Origin of the sequence: Actinoplanes sp. NPDC049599, from assembly GCF_044465625.1 — a bacterium.
In the GTDB taxonomy this organism is placed as follows: domain Bacteria; phylum Actinomycetota; class Actinomycetes; order Mycobacteriales; family Micromonosporaceae; genus Actinoplanes.
The window spans coordinates 1-19,077 of record NZ_JBITLX010000025.1 but is presented as its reverse complement, the minus strand read 5'-3'; the positions used below and the strand labels follow the sequence as shown (position 1 = coordinate 19,077).

Here is a 19,077-nt window from a genome sequence, read left to right as displayed (position 1 = left end):
CCGACCGGGCCATCTTGTCCGCCCTGGCCCGGCTGGTCACCCCCGGCGACGCTGTTGGCCGGGCATCGGCGGCTGCTCCGCCATCATTGGACCCACCCGCGCAAGGCCGGTCGGCCACCGGCCAACGACGAGATCCGGGACCTGATACGACGCCTTGCGCGAGAGAACCCGCGGTGGGGGCACCGGCGCATCCAGGGCGAGTTGCAGCGCCTGGGCCACCACGTCGGCGCGGGCACCATCCGGCGCGTCCTCGCCACCCGGCGGCTCGCCCCGGCACCGCGAGCGATGGACACCAACTGGCGAACGTTTCTGCGCGCACAAGCCCACGGCCTGCTGGCGATCGACTTCTTCCACATCGACACAATCCTGCTCGCGCCGGTCGAACCGACCGATCCAGGCCGCGGGCAGCCGCTGCGGCCACGGGTGGATGCCGGTCGCGGCCACCGCGACAGCACTGGAGCCCCTACCGACGGACGATCACCAGCCTGGCGTTCAAGGGGGAATCCGATCCGGCGGGAACGACCGTCTACGCCGAACCGACCTTGATCATGTGCATCGGCGAGTCCCACAGGTCCCGTTGGTGCCGCGCGGCCAGATCGATTTCAACCGCATACCCGCCCAGGTCCCGATACGTGAATGACAACTCAACCCCGTATCCCGTCGTGTACGAGTCGTCCGGCTCGCCCAGCACCTCCACGACGTTCGCCGCCGTCATGTCCCAGGACAGGTCGCCTGGGAGAGCACCCTGATATGCGCTGAAGGTGTTCTCCGGCCCGAATCCCAGGCTGCTCTCGTCGTTGACCAGTGCCACCATGTAAACCTTCATGGCAGAGTCGAAGTGCAGCTGGAAGCCCTCCGATTGGACGCTGGCGGCGTCACCCCTCATGTCGAGGGTGTATGGCCGCAGCGCGGGATCGTCAACGTCCCTGCCCAACGCCCACTGCCAAATTTCTCCTCGCTGCCCCTCCGGTTCGCTCTGCGTCTCAGATTCAGAATATCCGGAGTCGGAGGAGGCGCCAGGAGATTCGTACTCCCGCGTGCCGCAGGAGACCGCAGTAAAGGCGAGGGCCGCCGCCATCGCGATCGGAACCAGCCGCCGGAGCCGTTTCATGGAGCACCCCCACGCGGTTCTCTATAAGGTCGGGATACCCGGCCACGCTTTCTCTCATCGTGTGATGTGGCAGCGGGACGGCCCCAGAGGCGACTGGCCGCATCTGAACGGTCTTCCGCCCTTATTCCATTCGCGTACCGCAGTGAGGCTTTCCGAGTAACGGCCGTTGACGGTGGGTGGCGGGTTTGTTCAGGTGGTCCGGCCGTGTTCGATGTGAAGGATCACGAGGGCTGCTGCGGTGATCCGCCCGATGGCCCACGGGCGGAGGCTGACGTTGCGCAGGGCTTTGAAGGTGGTCTTGAGCAGCGAGTTCCGCGTTCACCGATGGCGCGGACGGCGTTGTGAGCGCGGTTGAACTGCTGTTCGATGAGGGTGCAGGACCGGTTCTTCGGCTTCTTGAACGCGACGGTGATGGTGGCCTGCTCGCCTTCGTAGCCCAGATCGCCGAGCACTCGTAGGTGGTCGTCGGTCCACGCGGTCAGTAGCGGCAGGATGTCATGGTGACGCAGGGCGGTGGTGTCGTGTTCACGGCCGGGCCGCATGGGCGAGGTCCAGAGCGGCCAGCCGTCCGGGGCGGTGATGACCTGCACGTTCCCGCCGTGGTTGTCGTGCTTTCCCGACCACCAGAGATCCACTCCGAGAGTCGGTCCGGGTGTGCGGCACCGGTCGGTCTCGATCTCGTGCAGATAGCTGTAGCCGGTCGAACGGCTGATCGTGTTGTCAGCGGCCAGCTGGGCCATCCGGGTGCCGTCGAGCAGCCGGCGCAAGACCAGGACCGCCTGGCTGAAACAGCCCAGCGAACGGGTTCCAGCCCTGGTCGCGAGGCGTGCAGCAGAGCGGACACGAACAATACGGTGTCCTCGGATACGGGCAGGGTGGCGGTGTATGTGACACTCATGGCGGCGCAGGACCCCTGGTGTGAAGTGTTCCGTGAGAAGTCCACTTCCTACCGGGGTTCTGCGCTCTTTCGTTGCACCACAACAGGTCCGGGCGTGTCCACATACGACAGCACAGGCGAACACCTTGAGCACCCAAGTCGTTACTCAGAAGCCTCACTGGCCTACCTGGGTATCACTGACGCGTTCACGCTGCTGCGGCTACTACCAGGCGCCGACCGCGACAAGGACGCGGAAATCCTCGCCCTGCGCCACCAGCTCACCGTCCTGCACCGCCAACTCGACGGGCAACGGGTTCGGTTCGAACCCGCCGACCGTGCATGGCTGGCCGCACTGCTTCACCAACTCCCCCGACCCAGCCTGCCCCGCCTCCGGCTGCTGGTGCGTCCCGACACCATCCTTCGACGGCACCGCGACCTGCTCGCACGGCGCCACGCAGCAGCGTCACGGCCTCGACGGCGGGGCCGGCCACGCACCATCCGTTCGATCGCACCTTGGTACTGCGCCTGGTCCGGAAGAACCCGTCCTGGGGGTACCGACGGGTGCATGGAGAACTGCTCACCCTCGGGGTTAAGGTTGCCGCGTCGACGGTCTGGGAGATCCTGCGCGAGACGGGGATCGATCCGGCCCGGACCGGCCCGCCACGACCTGGTCGCAGTTCCTGCGTTCGCAGGCAGAGGTACTTGCTGGCCGCGGACTTCATCGAGACGATCACGCTGACCGGCACGAGGCCATGCGTCCTCGCGGTCATCGAGCACGCCAGCCGCCGAGCCCGGGTCCTCGGTGCAACCGCGCATCTCGCCAACGCCCGGCCACTGGCGCCGCTGCCCGAACCGATCACCGACCCGCACCGGCTCACCCACCTGGACATCCATCGACGTGACCGCCTCGGCGGCATCCTCCACGAGTACGGGCATGCCGCTTGACCTGTTCGGATGGCATTTCCGGCAAGTACAACGTCTACCGGGCGATCGACCAGCACGGCCAGGTCATCGATGTGCTGGTCTCGACCCGCCGGGACACTGCGGCGACCGCCGGTTCTTCACCCGAGCGCTGCGCACGCTCAAGGTGATCCCGAGGGAAGGCGTCACCGACGCCGTGCCGGCCTGTCCCGGCGTACTGAATGAGCTGTCGGCGGCCTGGCACCTACCTGCAAGCCCGCGCTATCGCCGCCTGGTGGCCCGCCGCAGCAAGACGCGGAGCGACGACGGGTCGCACGTCTTCTACTCACGCCGTAGTGCAGCGCCCGCGCCCGCGTCCGCGTCCGGGTTGGAGGGCGCCCGCCTCGCGGAGAGCGCCCTCCAGACGTACCCTCGGCCTATCTGTAGGTGATGTCGCTCTTGTTCACCTTGCAGTTGCTCGTGTTCCAGCCTTCGCCGAGGTAGCTCGGTTCGCTGCCCTTGGCGACACCCTTGTACATGCCGCAGACCACCGCGCCGGAGTTGACGGTGACGCGGGTGATGGTGGCGGTGTCGCCCCAGTTGGTGTTGATGCCGACGACATAGTCGACGCCGGTCAGCAACACGTTGTTGACCACGACGTGGCGCTGGTAGGAGTTGGTGCAGTTGCCGCAGCCGCGGTACAGCTTGCCGGCGCCGTTGAGGTAGAAGCCGGAGATGTTGACGGTGCCGTTGCCGTTGTGCTGGAACGTCTTGTCGCTGCCGTTCCGCGCGCCGCCGCCGATGACGTAGCTGGTGCCGCCGCCGGTGCCCAGGAAGGTCGCGGCATCTTCGCCGATGTCGTTCCACCACACGTTGCGGATGGTGCAGGTTCCCAGGCAGTGCACGCCGTCGCCGGCGGGCGAGCCGAGGATGACGTTCTGCAGGGTGCCACCGTTGGCGATCTCGAACATCGGGTCCTGGGATTCGCTCTGTGAGCCGTCACCGATGCAGCAGTAGGTCTTCATGCCACCGTCGAAGGTGCCCGAGACGTTGACCGTGCCGGAGATGCTCACCGATCCGGCGGAGGACGGCCAGGATCCGGTCGGAGTGCCGCCGCTCGGGGGCGGGCTGCTGGTGGGACTGGTGGTGGGACTGGTGGTGGGGCTGGTGGTCGGGGTTGTGCCGCCGCCGGTGGCGTAGGTCTCGAACTCGGCGATCCGCGGTGCGCTGGCTGCGCTGGTGATGTCGAGGGTGATCTTCTTCAGTGAGGTCGAGGCAAAGGAGATGGTGCTCGGGTTGCCGCTGCCGCTGGTCAGGACGGCCCCGTTGTCGGCGTTGAGCAGTCGCCAGGAGTTGATCGAACCGCCGCCGGAGGCGTGCTTGATGATGGCCGAGGACACCGTTGTGGCGCTGCTCCATTTGACCGAGACGTAGCCGGTGGAGCTGCTCGGCGACCAGTAGGTGCTGGTGCTGCCGTCCTTGACGTTGCCGTAGCTGGTGCCGCTGGCCTTGCTGGAGCCGTCGGCGCCGCCGCCGAGGCTCAGGTTGTCGGCCGCCATAGCCTGGGATACCGGCAGCGTCATCAAAATTACGGCGCTCGTGACTGCGGTGGCTCCCCCCGCTAACCATCGCAGGGCGACTGATCGTTTCATCCGTGCCTCACCTTCATCATCGAGAGTGCGTCGCACCGCCACCTAGGACAGGAAAGCGCTTACCTGACGACGATAGATACGCTTCGATGCAATAACAAGGAGTTGCAGGAGTTGCAGTGTGCTGAGTTTGAGCAGGGGCACCAGGCTCTCGGGAACACTGATGCTGCGAATCCTCGACATACCTGCCCACCAAGCGTTGCCGATGAGGCTTGGTCACCAGCACGGCGAGCTGGTGATGGTCGTCGCCGACGACCGACAGTTCCTCGGGGATGCACAGGCCCAGCTCGCGGGCGGCCCGGTAGGCGGCGAAGGCCAGCGAGATGTATAGGTCAACCGTCCATGGGAAGGAGGCGAAGACTTCGGCCCGGGCCTCGCGGATCTCCTTGGGTTCGGGATTTGAGTTCAGCCGTCCGGTCAGGTAGGCGCTGACCTGGGCGTGCAACTCTTGGTCGGAGACCGCCTCCGCGATGCGCTGACGCGCGCCAGCGGCCGCCGCCGCCGGCGGCGGCGGCGGAGAAAGGAAACGCGGTCGCACACCGCGGCACACCCGAAAACACGTTTCCGTCTTTGCGATACTGCCATCGATGGCCTTCGTTGCGACCTGATTGCGGGAGGTGGCGCCGATAGGAAGGCTGAGGATGCCTGCGGTGCCGGACGGGCCGGTCCGGCGGTTCTACGAGCGGCTGCACGACCTCCACGCGTCGGCGGGCCGGCCGAGCATGCGCGAGCTGCAGCGTGCCACTCGCGGGGAGCGGCGCCCGCGGGGGATCAACCCGACCACCATCCACGACGCGTTCAGCCTGCCCCGCCTCGCCCGCTGGGAGGTGGTGGAGGAGATCGTGACCCGGCTCGGGGGTGACGCCGAGGAGTTCGGGCAGCTGTGGCGGCAGGCCCGCGAGGTGCAGGCCCGCGACGCCGACCTCGCGGCCGTGGCGGCCGGCGGCACCCCCGTCGCCGCCTCGGTGCCGCGGCAGCTGCCACCGGACGTGTGGGGCTTCACCGGCCGCCAGGAGCAGCTCAAGGCGCTCGACGAGCTGCTCGCCGGCGACCGCACGGCGGTGGTGATCACGGCGATCGCCGGCATGGCCGGGGTGGGCAAGACCGCACTCGCCGTGCACTGGGCCCACCAGGTCGCCGGCCGCTTCCCCGACGGCCAGCTCTACGTCAACCTGCGCGGCTGGGCGCAGGGCGAACCGGTGCGGCCGATCGACGCGCTGGTGCTGCTGCTGCGCGGCCTCGGCGTGCCGGCCGGCGAGATCCCGACCGAGGAAGACGTCGCCGCCGCGCGGTACCGCTCGCTGTTGGCCGACCGCCGGGCGCTGGTGCTGCTCGACAACGCGGCCGACGCGGCGCAGGTCCGGCCGCTGCTGCCGGCCAGCGCGGCGGGCCTGGTGCTGGTCACCAGCCGGGACCGGCTCTCCGGCCTGGTGGCGCGCGACGGCGCGCGACGGCTGACCCTGGACGTGCTCGGCGCGGACGAGGCACATCTGCTGCTGGCCCACATCCTCGGCGCCGACCGGGTGGCCGTCGAGGCGGAGGCCACCGCCGAGCTGACGCGGGCCTGCTCGTACCTGCCGCTGGCGCTGCGCATCGCCGCCGCCCGCATGATCGACCATCCTGGGCGCCGCATCGCCGACGACGTCACCGAGCTGCGCCACGACACCCTCGCGAGCCTGGAGATCGACGAGGAGCAGTCGGGGGTACGGGCAACGTTCGGCCTCTCGTACAGGTCACTGGACGCCGAGGCGCGACGGCTGTTCCGCTTCTCCGGGCTCGTACCCGGGCCCGAGCTCTCCCCCGACGGCGCCGCCGCGATGGTCGGGACGACGGGCGCGGTGGCCGGGCGGCTGCTGGAGCGGCTCGCGGGCGCGCACCTGCTCACCCGCCAGCCGGACGGCCGCTACACGAGCCACGACCTGCTGCGCCAGTACGCCGCCGAGCGGTGCGAGGCCGAGGAGCCCGCCGAGGTGCGGCGGGCCGTGCTAGGAAGGCTCTTCGACTGGTACCTGGCCGGGGCCGACACCGCGGCCAAGCTCGTCTACCCCGACCGGATGCGCCTGCCGGTGCCCGCGCCTCCGGTCCCGGCGCCCGCCTTCCACGACGGGGCGGCCGCCCTCGCCTGGCTCGACGCCGAGCGGGCGAACCTCGTCGCCGCCATCGCGTACGCCGCGCGGCACGGACCGCGGCCGACCGCCTGGCTGCTGGCTGACACCCTGCGCAGCTACTTCTGGCTGCGCATGCACACCGTCGACCTGGCCCGCGCCACGGCGGACGCGCTGCGCGCCGCGCAGGAGGAGGGCGACCGTCGCGCGCAGGCGATGACACTGCTGAGCCTCAGCAACATCGACCACCGCCAGCGGCGCTACGCCGAGGCGATCGGGCACTGCACCCAGGCGCTCGCCCTCGCCGAGAACACCGGCTGGAACAAGGGGCGGGCGGCGGCCCTCGGCATCCTCGCCACCGTCCACCGCGACGCCGGCAACCTCGAGGAGGCGGCCGAGGTGTACGGGCGAGCGCTGGCGCTGTACCGCCAGGTGAGCTCGCCGGACGGCGAGGCGCTCACGCTCAACCACCTGGCCCGCACGTACTGGTACCTCACCCGGTACCCGGAGGCGCTGGACTCGGCCGCCCGGGCGGTAACGCTGCGGCGGCTGGCCGGATCACGCCAGGGTGAGGCTTTCGCGCTGGACACGCTCGGCGAGATCTGCCACGCGGCGGGACGGTTCGACGAGGCGCTGCACCACCTCAGCCTCGCCCTCACGCTGAGCCGCGAGGTGGGCGACCGCGGCGCGGAGGCGTACACGCTGCGCGACCTCGCGGAGGTGTACCGCGACCACGGCGAGCCGCGGCAGGCGCTGGACCTGGCGCGTGCCGCCGTCGCCCAGGCCCGCCTGCTCGGCGACATCCGGATCGAGGCGGACGCGCTCAACACGCTCGCCGCCGTCCACAACCGCCTCGGCCAGAACCGCGACGCGATCGAGCAGCACGAGCTGGCGCTCGACCTGACCGGCGCGAGCGGCGACCCGTACCCGCGGATCGAGGCGTCGATCGGGCTCGCCGCCGCCTGCCACGGCCTGGGCCAGGAGCGGCGGGCCCGCGAGCACGCCCACCGCGCCCTCGCCGAGGCCGCCCGCACCGGGTTCCGCAACCTCGAGGAGCGGGCCCGAACCGTCGTGGCGCTGCTGCCCGGCTGACTGTCAGCGACACTCCTGACAGCCGCGAACGGTTCCCGTCCGGCCGCCCGCGGCCCCACGCTGAGTCCCGCCATCGAAGGAACTCGAGGGAGGGCTCGATGAGACTGAAAAGAGTGGGCGCCGGCGTGGCCGTGCTGGCCGTGGCGATGCTCATGGCGACGCCGGCACGGGCGAGCGCGCCACTGCCGGACCGCGCCGTCGATCCGGGTACCGCCAGCGGCGCGGCGGAGGCCGTCGCCAGCGCGTACCGTGCCGCGTACCCGGCGATGTCGGTCGCCGCCGCGCGCACCGCCGCCGCACAGCAGGCGCAACGGCGGCTGCTGCACGACACGGTCGAAGGGGACCCGAAGACGTTCGGCGGGTCGTGGTTCGACGCGCCGTCGGGCGTCTTACACGTGGCGGTGACCACCGCGGGGGCCGAGGCGACCGCCACGACGCTCGGGCACAAGCTCGGCATCCGGGTGCAGACGCACCGCGTCGCCCGCACCTTCGCCGACCTGGAGCGCCAGGCTGCGGCGATCCGCCGCGGCACCGGTGCGCTGAGCGCGGCCGCGGCCGGCAACGTCGGCCTGGACCTGGTCACCAACCAGGTCGTCGTCGCCGTGCCCGCGCTGCGCATGGCCGCGCTGGCCGCCGACGCGGTGCCCGCGGGGGTACGGGTGGCTCCGCGCAAGGCGACCCCGGTGGAGCCGGACGTCTGCACCGCCCGCAACAACTGCGCCGACAGCCTGCGCGCCGGCCTGATGCTGAGCCCGCAGTGCTCGCTCGGCTTCACCTTCCGGGACAAGTTCACGCCCAACACGCGGTGGGTCATCACCGCCGGCCACTGCTCGACCGGGGTCGGCGTGACCTGGTCGACAGGCGGCACCACGATCGGGACGCTGACCGGCGCCACCGACCGGGACAACCTCGACATCGCCTCGATCAGCACCACCAACGCGACCTACCTCGCGGACACGGTGGGGCGGATCTACATGCACGGCGCGGCCAACCGGTTCGTACGGGTCAACGGCGCGCCCACCCGCACATCATCCATGGTGGCCGGTGACGTCGTGTGCCTGTCCGCGAACATCACCACGCCCACCGGCGCCAACAACTGCGCCGTCATCGAGCTGGTCAGCGACCCGCAGGTGCGCGGCATGGTGAAGACGACGGGGTACGACGCCTGCGGCGGCGACAGCGGCGGCGGCTGGTACCAACTGACGTCGGACAACCGGCGCAACGCGTACGGCATCCACAGCCGCAGCACCACCGGCTGCAACGCCACGCCGGCCGAGTCGTGGTTCACCCCGGTGCCCGGCTTCACCGGCGGCATGACCATCGAAACCGGCTGACCGTTCCACCCGCCCGGGGAGGGTGCGGGAGGGCCGGGCCACTGCGGCCCGCCCTCCTGCCGGCTTCCGCCACCGGCGGTGGTCTGGCAGCTCGCGCTCGGCGTCGTCGCTTGCCTCGGTAGCGCGGCGCAAGGTCTCCAGGCCCTTCGCGGTCAGCTCGAGTACCCGGACCCGGGCGCCGCCGTCGGTCAGCGCCCGCGCGCACGACAGTCCGGCGATCCCGGCACCCACCACGACCACGTCCACGATCGAGACCCTACAAGGGTGTCGGGCACCCGCTCGATCGGACTTTGGACACAGCGGCCGGCTGCCGCGGATGAGCGCACACGATGGGGCTTTGCTCGACTATCGGAAGGGAAGCAGAAGTGAGTGAACGTCCAGCCGAGGTGTTCGCGAGGCTGAGCAGCACGCGGCCACCGGTCGTCCGGTCCCAGCGGCTGCGGCGCGCGGTCGTGCTCGGGGGCAGCGTCGCCGGGCTGCTCGCGGCCCGGGTGCTCGCCGACCACGCCGACGAGGTGGTCGTGGTGGAGCGCGACGATGTCGAGGAGAGCGCCGGAGGGCGGCGCGGCGTGCCGCAGCAGTTCCAGGTGCACACATTGCTGCCCGGCGGGCGCGCGCAGATCGAGCGCCTGTTCCCCGGCTTCACCCGGGAGGCCGTCGAGCTCGGCGCGGTGCTGTCCCAGGGCCACCAGGTGCAGGCGTGGGCTGACGACGTCGCCGCGGTGCGGACCCCGAACGCGGTGCTACTCAGCGAGAGTCGCACCTTCCTGGAGACGCTACTGCGCCACCGCACGCTGGCGCTCGGCAACGTCCGGTCGCTCACCGCCGCCGCCACCGGCCTGCGGTACCGCGACGCCCAGGTCACCGCGGTCCGGGTCGGCGACCAGGACCTGGCCGCCGACTTCGTGGTGGACGCCATGGGCCGGGCCAGCAGGCTGTCCGACTGGCTGGCCGCCGACGGCTGGGAACGGCCGGAACTCGACCGGATGCGCATCGACGTCAACTACGCCACGGCGTACTTCCGGCGTACCGAACCAGACCCGCCGATCGGCGCCGCGATCTCCCGCTTCTCCCCCGGCTATCCGAAGAAAACGCAGGCGGCGACCACCGCCATCGAGGACATGCAGTGGATGCTGATGCTGACCACCTACGGCGACGACCGCCCGGCGCCGGACCTGGCCGACTTCCTCGCCCGCTGCGCCGACCTGCCGCCGCTGTTCCAGGAGATCGCCGCCCAGGAGCCCACCAGCGACGTCCGCACCTACCATCAGAGCGACGCGCGCCGCCGCCGCTTCGACCGGCTCACCCGCCTGCCGGCCCGCCTGGTCAGCGTCGGCGACGCCGTCGCCTCGTTCAACCCGGTCTACGGCCAAGGTATGTCCTCCGCCGCGCTGCACGCCTCCTGCCTGTCCGAACACCTGTGCGGCGACCCAGACCTCAACCGGCCGGCGACCGGCTTCTTCCAGCTGCAGAAAGTCGTGGTGGACGCCGCGTGGGACCTTTCGACGTCCGGTGACGCTCAGCGCATGGAGACCACCCCACCCCGTCTTCCGGTACGCGTGCAGCGCGCACTGGTCAACCAGGTGATCGCGGCGTCTACGGTGGACGTGCGGATCGGCACCCTGTTCGGCGACGTCGCCTACATGCTCACCCACCCGAGCACCCTGGCCACGCCGTCGGTGCTGCTCAGGTCGCTCGTGGTGAACCTGCGCCACCGCTTCCGCCCCCGGCCGGCCGCCGTGCCGGAGTCACGTCCGCAGCCCCACCGGGTGGGAGACTGATGGCCTTCTAGGACTTGACGCAGCACGGCCTCGCGATCCTCTCGACGTTCCTGGCGGCGGTCGCCAGCGGACTTCAAGCCCGGCGAGCCTGAGAGAAATCCCAGGCCACCGGCAAGTGGCGGTACCGCGACGCCATCCGCGAGGCCGTCAAGCCGGTGCGGCTCAGGAACGCCGATATGTCCGCCGCGCGGCACTATCACCGCATCAGCGTGCTGTGGGTTTGCTCCGCCAAGCCGAGCGGGTCGAGGAAGTTCACCGGATCGTGGGCGCAGTACGCGTAGTCGCCGCCGGGGCGCAGGTTCAAGCGGGCAGTTCCGCCGACGGCCTGGCCGGATAGCCCAGGCCGGAGCTCGACGGGACCACGCGAGACTGATACCCGAACGGGCCTTGCGGCCTCGCGTGAGTGACGGTCGTCGCCCGCTGCGAGGATCCGGTCCTGAGCATGCGTCATGGCTGCCGACGGCGGGTGTCTCACAGGTATCGACGTTCTCTTCGGATCGAGGTGACGTCCATGCCACCATCCCTCACCGCCGCCGAGCCGCCGGACGACCTGTTCACCGCCTGGCTCCAGCAGACACCGGCCCGGGCCCGCACCCGCGGACGGCCGACCCGACCGACACCCGGCCCGATCCGCTTTGCTTTCTACGGGCGTATGTCCATCACCGGCTACCAAGACCCACCTCGTCCCGGCAATGGCAGTACGACAACGCCACCCGGCTCATCGCCGGATACGGCACGATCACCGTCGAGTTCTTCGACGCCGGCTACTCCCGCAGCCTGCCCTGGCACCAACGCCCCGCCGCCACCGAACTCCTCGCAGAAGCCGCACGAGCTGACCGGCGCTTCGACGCCGTGGCGATCGGCGAGTATGAACGCGCCTTCACCGCAGGACAAGCTCAACAGACCATCCCCCTCCTGCAGGCCTACGGGGTCACGGTGTGGCTACCCGAAGCCGACGGCCCCATCCACCTCGACCAGCCCGCCCACCAGGCGCTGCTCATGCTGCTCGGCCACCAGTCCGAACGTGAAGTCCTGCGCCGGGAACCAGGTCGGCGAACTTGGTCTCAGCCGGCGCTTGAGTCGGCTGCGATGGGCCTCGATCGGACTATCGGCGTACTTCTCGACGAGGTGCCAGGCCGAGGGAAGCGTTTCGTCGAGCGCGGCCGGGTAGAACGGTGCGGCGTCGGTCGCGACCTCGCTCGGGATACCTTCAGGGTGCGCAGGGCGAGTTCAGCCGGTCGTAGGATGCCCAAGACCTTGATCGCGGCGACCGCGTCCTGTTCGGCCTGGTCCTGGCGGGGACCGCGCTCCCCGCCGAGACGGTCCTCGTCGCGTCCGCACCTCAGGGCGCCGACGTACGGCTGGTGACCGGGGACCCAGGCCACCTGCAGTCGCTGGACCTACGTACCGGCAAACGCCGCACCGGCCCGCCCGCGATGTATGCCGACTTCCCCTCGTATCTTGGCGGCACCAGCAGCGGGTCACCCGGGTACGCCCAGCTCCGAGCGGGCAACCAGAAATACTCCACCACAGTCTTCCAATGGGAAGCCGTCCGCAAACCCTGGGCTGACGGCGTGGGCTACGCTCCGCGCGGCAAGGCGTGGCTCACCGTCGATGTCGCGTTCGCGACCCAGCGGGAGACGACCGGCAGCGATGAACTCTCCCTGGCTCTGAACCCGGCCACCGCCTTCCGGGTAGGCACCGCCAAGCCTGTTCCCGGCTCCGTCAAATACGCGACCGAGGAGGATCAGTACAGCTTCGTCGTCGCCGTTGATGACGACCTCAGCAAAGGCACACTGCACATCTCCCTGGACGGCGCGAAGCTCACGGTCGACGGCAAACCGCGACAGTTCAGCGTCGTCGAGACCAAGGGCCTATCCGCGCCCTTCACCCTGCGGTGACGCCCCACCCGGGTCACCCCGTGAGCTTATCGCGCACCACCTACACGCCGTACGACATCGGATTCGTTCGCTGCGTGCGCTGACGGTCGCCGGTGAATGTTCCGGCGGTCGATGGTCAGCCGCCGCATAGCCCCTTTGGGCCGCCACTGGTGGTCGAGTGTCAGGTGCGGGTCAGGGCGGTGGTGGGCCGGTGCTGGCGCGAACAGCGAGGCGGGTCGGGTTCTCCGACTGGGATCCGGGGCTGCGGCCGTCGATCACGTCGAGCATCACCTGGGCGGTATGCCGGCCGTACCCCTGGATGTCGCGGGCCAGTGCGGTGAGCGCGGGCCGGACCAGTACGCAGAGTTGAGAGTCGTCGCCGGCCAGGATGGACAGTTCTTGGGGTACGGCGATGCCCATCTCCTGGGCGACGTTGAGCGCGGCGGCTGCCATGACGTCGTTGTCGAACATGATCGCGGTGGGCCGGTCCCGCCGTGACAGCAGAGTCCGGGTCGCCTGCGCGCCCTCCTCCCAGGTGTAGTCGGTCGCGACCACCCGGGGGTTGCCGAGCCCGTGGGCGAACATCGCAGCCCGGAATGCCGCGATGCGGACCTGGGTGTGGTCGAGCGCGGGCAGCCCGGCGACCCGGGTGATGTCGCGGTGCCCGAGGGCGACGAGATAGTCCACGCCGGTGGTCACGGCCGCCGTGTCGTCGGTCCAGACGGCCGGCAGGGCGGTGTCGTTGCGGTGCCTGCCGACCAGGACGGCGGGGATGCCCAGGTTGTCGAGGACGGGGATCCGGGTGTCGTCGGTCCACAGGTCGGTGATGACCATGCCGTCGACGCGGCGCTCGGCCCAGCACAGCCGCATCGCGTCGATGGCGGCGCGGTGGTCGTCGACGAACTGCAGCAGCAGGGCGATGTTCTGGCGGGCGAGCTGGCCCTCGAGCCCGGCGATGAACCGCATGAAGAACGGCTCGACGCCGAGGGTGTCGGGCGACCGGGCGATGATCAGACCGACGCTGTGGGCCCGGGACCCGGACAGCGAACGGGCGGCCACGCTGGGCCGCCAGCCGATCTCGTCGGCGATCGCCAGGATGTGCTTGCGGGTTGTGGCGGACACCCCGGGACGGCCGTTGAGCGCGTAGGACACGGCGCCTGTCGAGACGCCGGCCCGCGCCGCTATCTCGGCGATGGTCGGCCGCTTCAACCGCGCCCCCTCAGCACCCATGCATGAGTATCGATGAGAAATTAAACGCTTAAGCCACCGCTTCCGCAACCACGGAAGGCAGCGAACGGAATCCTTGACTTAAGGGTTTAAGTCCTCAACCGTATGGGAGCGCTCCCATCGATCTATACCTATGAAAGGAGAGCCGCGATGAACAACCGCGTTGCCCTGGTGTCAGCGGCGGCGACCAGCCTGCTCGTCGTAGGCGGATGGGCGGCCGTGTCCACCGCATCGGCCGCCGCCGCCGGCTGTTCAGCAACCTATGCCGTCGTCAGCCAATGGCAGGGCGGATTCCAGGGTGGTGTCTCGTTCACCAACCTGGGCGACCCGGTGACCACCTGGAAGCTGGAGTTCGACTTCCCCGCCGCCGGTCAAACCGTCAGCCAGGGCTGGAACGCCACCTGGTCGCAGTCCGGCAGCCATGTCACCGCTTCGAACGCCGCCTGGAACGGTGCCGTCGCCACCGGCGGATCCGTCGCGCTCGGCTTCATCGGCACGATCACCGGCAGCAACCCGCCGCCCACCTCCTTCAGCGTCAACGGCATCCGATGCACCGGCACGACCACACCGCCGAGCACTCCGCCCAGCACCCCGCCGTCAACCCCGCCGTCAACCCCGCCCTCGACACCACCGTCCACACCACCGGCCGGAGGCCCCGCACCGGCGCTGCATGTGTCCGGCAACAAGCTGGTCACCGCGGCCGGGGCGACCTACCGGCTGCTCGGCGTCAACCGATCCAGCGGGGAGTTCGCCTGCGTACAGGGCAAGGGCATGTGGGACGGCGCCCCGGCCGACCAGGCCGGCATCGACGCGATGAAGACCTGGAACGTCCATGCCGTCCGGATCCCGCTGAACGAGGACTGCTGGCTCGGGCTGTCCGGCTCACCCAGCGGCCCGCAGTATCAGCAGGAGGTCAAGAAATTCGCCGACGCGCTGGTGGCCAACGGCATCACCCCGATCCTGGACCTGCACTGGACCCACGGGCTGTACACCGGCAACATCTCGGCCTGCGCCGACGTCAACGCGACCTGCCAGAAGCCGATGCCCAGCATGCAGTACACGCCGCAGTTCTGGACCGGCGTGGCAACCATGTTCAAGGGCAACAACGCGGTCGTCTTCGACCTGTTCAACGAGCCCTACCCGGACGCGTCCAACAACTGGTCGGACATGACCGCCGCGTGGAAGTGCCTACGCGACGGCGGGACCTGCACCGGCATCACCTACGAGGTGGCCGGCATGCAGGACCTGCTCGACGCGGTCCGGGCGACCGGCGCCACCAACGTGGTCATGACCGCCGGGCTGACCTGGACCAACGACCTGAGCCAATGGCTGACCTACAAGCCGACGGACCCCACCGGCAACCTGATGGCGTCATGGCACACCTACAACTTCAACGCCTGTGTCACCACGTCCTGCTGGGACACCCAGATCGGCGCAGTGGCCGCCCAGGTGCCGGTGCAGGCCGGCGAGATCGGCCAGGACACCTGCGCCCACGACTACATCGACCAGGTAATGGCCTGGGCCGACGCGCACGGCGTCGGATACACCGCCTGGACCTGGAACCCCTGGGGCATCTGCGGCAGCAGCGGCAACGTCCTCATCGAAGACTGGAACGGCACCCCGACCAAGACCTACGGCGAGGGCTTCAAGGCCCACCTGCTCACCGTCCAGCCCTGATCCGTCCCGCCGGCCTGCCCCGACACCCATCGCGGCAGGCCGGCCCCCTCGGAGGTATGACCATGCTGCGCAATCCCCGTACCCTCCTGCTGGCCTTTGCCTTGGCTCTTCTCGCCGCGATGCCGGCGCTCGCGGCGGCCGAGCCGGCGCTCTCGGCCGCCGCACCGGTACGGATCATGCCGCTCGGCGACTCGATCACCGCCGGGACCGGATGCTGGCGGGCCAAGCTGTGGCATCAGCTGCAGGCGTCCGGCCACATGGCGATCGACTTCGTCGGCGGCGTCTCCGACGGCGGCGGCTGCAACCCCGGATACTCCTACGACTTCGACCACGAGGGCCACGGCGGCTTCTCGGCCACCGGCATCGCCGACAACAACCAGCTACCAGCGTGGCTGGCCGCCGCCCGGCCCGACATCGTCATGATGCACCTGGGCACCAACGACATGTGGGGCGGCTACATCCCGCTGGCCACCAAGCTCGCCGCGTTCACCAAGCTGGTCGGCCAGATGCGGACGGCCAACCCGACCATGAAGATCATCGTCGCGCAGATCATCCCGATGAGCGCCGCCGCCTGCGCCACCTGCCCCGCCGACGTGGTCGCGCTCAACACCGCGATCCCCGGCTGGGCCGCCGGCCTCACCACGGCGCAGTCCCCCATCGTCGTCGCGGACCTGTGGACCGGGTACGACGCGGTGGCCGACAACGTCGACGGCGTGCACCCCAACGACACCGGATACCAGAAGATGGCCGCCGGTTGGTATCCCGTCCTCACCGGCGTGCTCGGCGGCACGACCCCGCCCACGACCCCGCCGACGACTGTGCCGACAACTCCGCCAACGACGCCGCCGGCCGGCGCCTGCGCCGCGACCTACCGGATGATCTCTCAATGGGGCGGCGGTTTCCAGGGCGAGGTGACTGTCCGCAACGACTCAGCGGCGCCCACCACGGCGTGGACGGCCACGGCGACCTTCCCTGATGCTCAGCAGATCACTCAGACCTGGAACGCGACCGCGACGCAGAACGGTTCGGTGGTCACCGCCCGCAACGCCGACTACAACGGCAGTTTGGCCTCCGGCGGCTCGACCACCTTCGGCTTCGTGGCCTCGTGGAACGGCAGCAACCGAGCGCCCGCGGTCGCCTGCACGCTGCGCTGAGGTCCGCACCCCTTGCCCTAACCGACGCCAGCAAATCCGGGCACTACAGGCCGCGAACCCGGCTGGAACGCCGGCGCACGGGCAGTCGCTCGGATCTTGGCAGAGGCGCTGTGGGACTCACGCCTGCACGTGATCCTTCGCAACACCGCCGGGCGGTGAGTACGTGGAGGGGTGCGCGCAGTACTGACGCGCAGGTCGCACCCCAGCCATGAAATTGCGTCCATCAATGTCAATCGAGATAGTTTAAGTCCGCAACTTAATCAGCTACTCCATCCGTGAAGGTCAACTCCCGACCGACCGCCTTCACCCGATCTGCGCCTTCAACCAGACACAGAAAGCGGCATCCTCAACGGCCGCTACGGCGGCTTCCTCTCCTGACCGATATCGGCGAGCGGCAGGATCGACAGCCTTATCGCTCGCCCGTCTCCCGCCACCCCGACGTCTATCGACATTCACCAAGGAGCACAGATGCGACCGCCTCCTCTCCGGTCCCGTCCGATCATCGCCATCGTCGCCACCCTCGCCGTCGCCGGGGGTGCCGTCCTGACGAGCGCCCTCGCCGCGCACGCCGCAGCCGGCTGCCGGGTCACCTATACGGTGCAGAGCCAGTGGACCGGCGGTTTCGTCGCCGATGTGAACGTCGCCAACCTAGGCGCGCCCGTCACCAGTTGGCAATTGGCCTGGTCGTTCACCGCCGGGCAGACGGTCACGCAACTGTGGAACGGCACGGTGAACCAGTCCGGGGCGCACGTCACGGTGGCGAACGCCAGCTGGAACGGCACGATCGACACCGGCGCGTCCACCTCATTCGGCTTCGGTGGTTCGCTGACCGGCGCGGCGAACCCGGTACCCACGACGTTCACGCTCAACGGCGTCACCTGCACCGGCAGCGTGGAACCCACTGCCAGCACCAGCGCCGGCCCCACCCCCAGCGCGTCGGCGAGCCCGAGCCCGGCACCGGCATCCAACGTCCTGAACCAGGTCAGCACGGTCGGCCGGGTCAAGACGACCAATGCCGGCGTGCAGTACACCTGGCCCGGCACCTACTTCGAGGGTCGCTTCCGCGGCACGGGCGTGGGCGTCGTCATCAACGACTCAAACAACGACTACGTCATCACGGTAGACGGCAACACCGTCGCCACCCTCGTCACTCCAGGGCAGATCACCCACTGGGTCAAGGATCTGCCGGACGCCAACCACACCGTACGGCTGGCGAAGCGCACCGAAAGTCCGTGGGCCGCGGGTGAGTTCGGCGGGCTCGTCCCCGCCGCCGGAGGTGCGATCCTGACCAAGCCCGCCGCACGCAGCCGGCAGATCGAGTTCATCGGCGACTCGTGGACCGCGGGTTACGGCAACATGTCCACCTCGCGTGACTGCGCCGGCACCGGTGGCGTCAACCGCAACTCCAACGCCGACGCCACGTTCGGCGCGCTCACCGCTCGCGGCCTGAATGCCGATTACCAGATCAACGCCTGGTCCGGCATGGGCATGGTGCGCAACTACAACGGCCAGACCCCCGAAACCACCTTCCGCACCTACTACGAGACGGACCTGCAGGCCCTCTGGAACAGCACGGCCTGGCAGGTCCCGAGCACCTGGAAGCCGCAGGTCGTCGTCATCGGCCTCGGCATCAACGACTTCTCCACCGCACTCAACGCCGGCGAGAAATGGGCGACGATCGACGCGCTGGCCACCGAATACCGGACCGCCTACCTGGCATTCATCGACAAGCTGCGGACCCGGTACGGCGCTGGCACCCAGATCGTGCTCACCTACCCGGACCTGTCCTACCTCACCACCGCATTCGCCGATTCGATCCATCAGATCGTCAAGACGCGCAATGACGCCGGTGATGCGCGGGTGTCGTCGCTGTACTACGACAACAACACCCTCGGGCTCGACCTTCTCGGCTGCGACTGGCACCCGTCGCAGCACGACCACCAAATTCTCGCCACCACGCTGACCCAGCACATCTCGACCCTGCCGGTTGTTTGGTAGGCCACATCCGCGCAGCTCAGCGACTCGTTACCCGGTACGGGTAACGAGTCCGCAGCCGGACCTGCGCGCCGCCCTTCGACAACGGTCTGGCTCCCGGAGCACATGACTTCGATTCAACGGAAATCACGCGTGCGAACGGCTCGAATGAGATCGAACGCGCCTCTTTGCCGGAGGCGATACTCCGGCGTCCGGACGCCCACTAGGCCGTGTTTAGGAAGTGGTGGTGGCCTGGTCAGGTCACAGGCGGCGTGTCGGTGATCGAAAAGTAGGGAGGTCTCCGGTAGATCGTTCA

15 protein-coding genes and 2 pseudogenes are annotated in these 19,077 nt (G+C 69.4%); 10 read left to right on the top strand and 7 right to left on the bottom strand.

Annotation, left to right across the window (positions count from 1 at the left end; genetic code table 11):
• Positions 1 to 54 precede the first annotated feature (54 nt).
• Complete coding sequence (locus ACIBQZ_RS32810) at positions 55 to 546, top strand: IS3 family transposase (protein ID WP_396092713.1); 492 nt, start codon at positions 55 to 57, stop codon at positions 544 to 546.
• On the opposite strand, the gene ACIBQZ_RS32805 is transcribed toward ACIBQZ_RS32810, so the two are convergent.
• The 3 genes and pseudogenes from ACIBQZ_RS32805 to ACIBQZ_RS32795 form a co-directional block, all read right to left on the bottom strand.
• The gene (locus ACIBQZ_RS32805) at positions 527 to 1,111 is read right to left on the bottom strand and encodes a hypothetical protein (RefSeq protein WP_396092712.1); all 585 of its coding nucleotides are present in this window, start codon (positions 1,109 to 1,111) and stop codon (positions 527 to 529) included. The two genes, ACIBQZ_RS32810 and ACIBQZ_RS32805, sit on opposite strands and share 20 nt — an antisense overlap.
• A 189-nt stretch (positions 1,112 to 1,300) precedes the next feature.
• Positions 1,301 to 2,009, bottom strand: a pseudogene (locus ACIBQZ_RS32800) (transposase family protein).
• Positions 2,010 to 2,211: 202 nt separating this feature from the next.
• Positions 2,212 to 2,418, bottom strand: a complete 207-nt coding sequence (locus ACIBQZ_RS32795; RefSeq protein ID WP_396092711.1) for a hypothetical protein — start codon at positions 2,416 to 2,418, stop codon at positions 2,212 to 2,214.
• Positions 2,419 to 2,501: 83 nt separating this feature from the next.
• On the opposite strand from ACIBQZ_RS32795, the gene ACIBQZ_RS32790 reads away from it, so the two are divergent.
• Entirely contained in the window at positions 2,502 to 2,933 is a 432-nt protein-coding gene (locus ACIBQZ_RS32790) for an integrase (RefSeq protein WP_396092710.1), read from the top strand.
• Entirely contained in the window at positions 2,930 to 3,079 is a 150-nt protein-coding gene (locus ACIBQZ_RS32785; RefSeq protein WP_396092709.1) for a DDE-type integrase/transposase/recombinase, read from the top strand. Before ACIBQZ_RS32790 ends, ACIBQZ_RS32785 begins: the two co-directional genes overlap by 4 nt.
• Before the next feature lie 246 nt (positions 3,080 to 3,325).
• Here ACIBQZ_RS32785 and ACIBQZ_RS32780 read toward each other — a convergent pair whose 3' ends face one another.
• Together ACIBQZ_RS32780 and ACIBQZ_RS32775 are read right to left on the bottom strand one after the other, a co-directional pair.
• Positions 3,326 to 4,471, bottom strand: coding sequence for a pectate lyase (locus ACIBQZ_RS32780; protein ID WP_396092708.1), 1,146 nt, complete (start codon positions 4,469 to 4,471; stop codon positions 3,326 to 3,328).
• A gap of 85 nt (positions 4,472 to 4,556) precedes the next feature.
• A complete protein-coding gene (locus ACIBQZ_RS32775) occupies positions 4,557 to 5,075 on the bottom strand; it encodes a hypothetical protein (protein ID WP_396092707.1) in 519 nt (172 codons plus the stop codon).
• Between the two features lie 103 nt (positions 5,076 to 5,178).
• Here ACIBQZ_RS32775 and ACIBQZ_RS32770 point away from each other — a divergent pair, with 103 nt between their 5' ends.
• Both ACIBQZ_RS32770 and ACIBQZ_RS32765 read left to right on the top strand, forming a co-directional pair.
• Positions 5,179 to 7,734 (top strand): ATP-binding protein, encoded by a 2,556-nt coding sequence (locus tag ACIBQZ_RS32770; RefSeq protein ID WP_396092706.1) that lies wholly within the window; start codon positions 5,179 to 5,181, stop codon positions 7,732 to 7,734.
• Between the two features lie 98 nt (positions 7,735 to 7,832).
• Entirely contained in the window at positions 7,833 to 9,068 is a 1,236-nt protein-coding gene (locus tag ACIBQZ_RS32765; protein ID WP_396092705.1) for a trypsin-like serine protease, read from the top strand.
• 156 nt (positions 9,069 to 9,224) lie between these two features.
• Here ACIBQZ_RS32765 and ACIBQZ_RS32760 read toward each other — a convergent pair.
• A pseudogene (locus ACIBQZ_RS32760) lies at positions 9,225 to 9,299 on the bottom strand (NAD(P)-binding protein); the annotation flags it as partial.
• A gap of 134 nt (positions 9,300 to 9,433) precedes the next feature.
• Between ACIBQZ_RS32760 and ACIBQZ_RS32755 the strand changes: the two are divergent.
• Together ACIBQZ_RS32755 and ACIBQZ_RS32750 are read left to right on the top strand one after the other, a co-directional pair.
• Positions 9,434 to 10,849 carry an FAD-dependent monooxygenase gene (locus ACIBQZ_RS32755; protein WP_396092704.1) on the top strand — a complete coding sequence of 472 codons (1,416 nt, stop codon included), beginning with the start codon at positions 9,434 to 9,436 and terminating at the stop codon, positions 10,847 to 10,849.
• Positions 10,850 to 12,213: 1,364 nt separating this feature from the next.
• On the top strand, positions 12,214 to 12,750 hold the full coding sequence (locus tag ACIBQZ_RS32750) for a hypothetical protein (RefSeq protein WP_396092703.1): 537 nt from the start codon (positions 12,214 to 12,216) through the stop codon (positions 12,748 to 12,750).
• Between the two features lie 171 nt (positions 12,751 to 12,921).
• Here the strand turns inward: ACIBQZ_RS32750 and ACIBQZ_RS32745 are convergent, their stop codons facing one another.
• Positions 12,922 to 13,959, bottom strand: a complete 1,038-nt coding sequence (locus tag ACIBQZ_RS32745) for a LacI family DNA-binding transcriptional regulator (RefSeq protein WP_396092702.1) — start codon at positions 13,957 to 13,959, stop codon at positions 12,922 to 12,924.
• Between the two features lie 147 nt (positions 13,960 to 14,106).
• Between ACIBQZ_RS32745 and ACIBQZ_RS32740 the strand changes: the two genes are divergently transcribed.
• From ACIBQZ_RS32740 to ACIBQZ_RS32730, 3 genes are all read left to right on the top strand, one after another.
• Entirely contained in the window at positions 14,107 to 15,633 is a 1,527-nt protein-coding gene (locus ACIBQZ_RS32740) for a cellulase family glycosylhydrolase (RefSeq protein WP_396092701.1), read from the top strand.
• A gap of 62 nt (positions 15,634 to 15,695) precedes the next feature.
• A complete protein-coding gene (locus ACIBQZ_RS32735; RefSeq protein WP_396092700.1) occupies positions 15,696 to 16,787 on the top strand; it encodes a cellulose binding domain-containing protein in 1,092 nt (363 codons plus the stop codon).
• Between the two features lie 468 nt (positions 16,788 to 17,255).
• Entirely contained in the window at positions 17,256 to 18,785 is a 1,530-nt protein-coding gene (locus ACIBQZ_RS32730) for a cellulose binding domain-containing protein (protein ID WP_396092699.1), read from the top strand.
• Positions 18,786 to 19,077 lie beyond the last annotated feature (292 nt).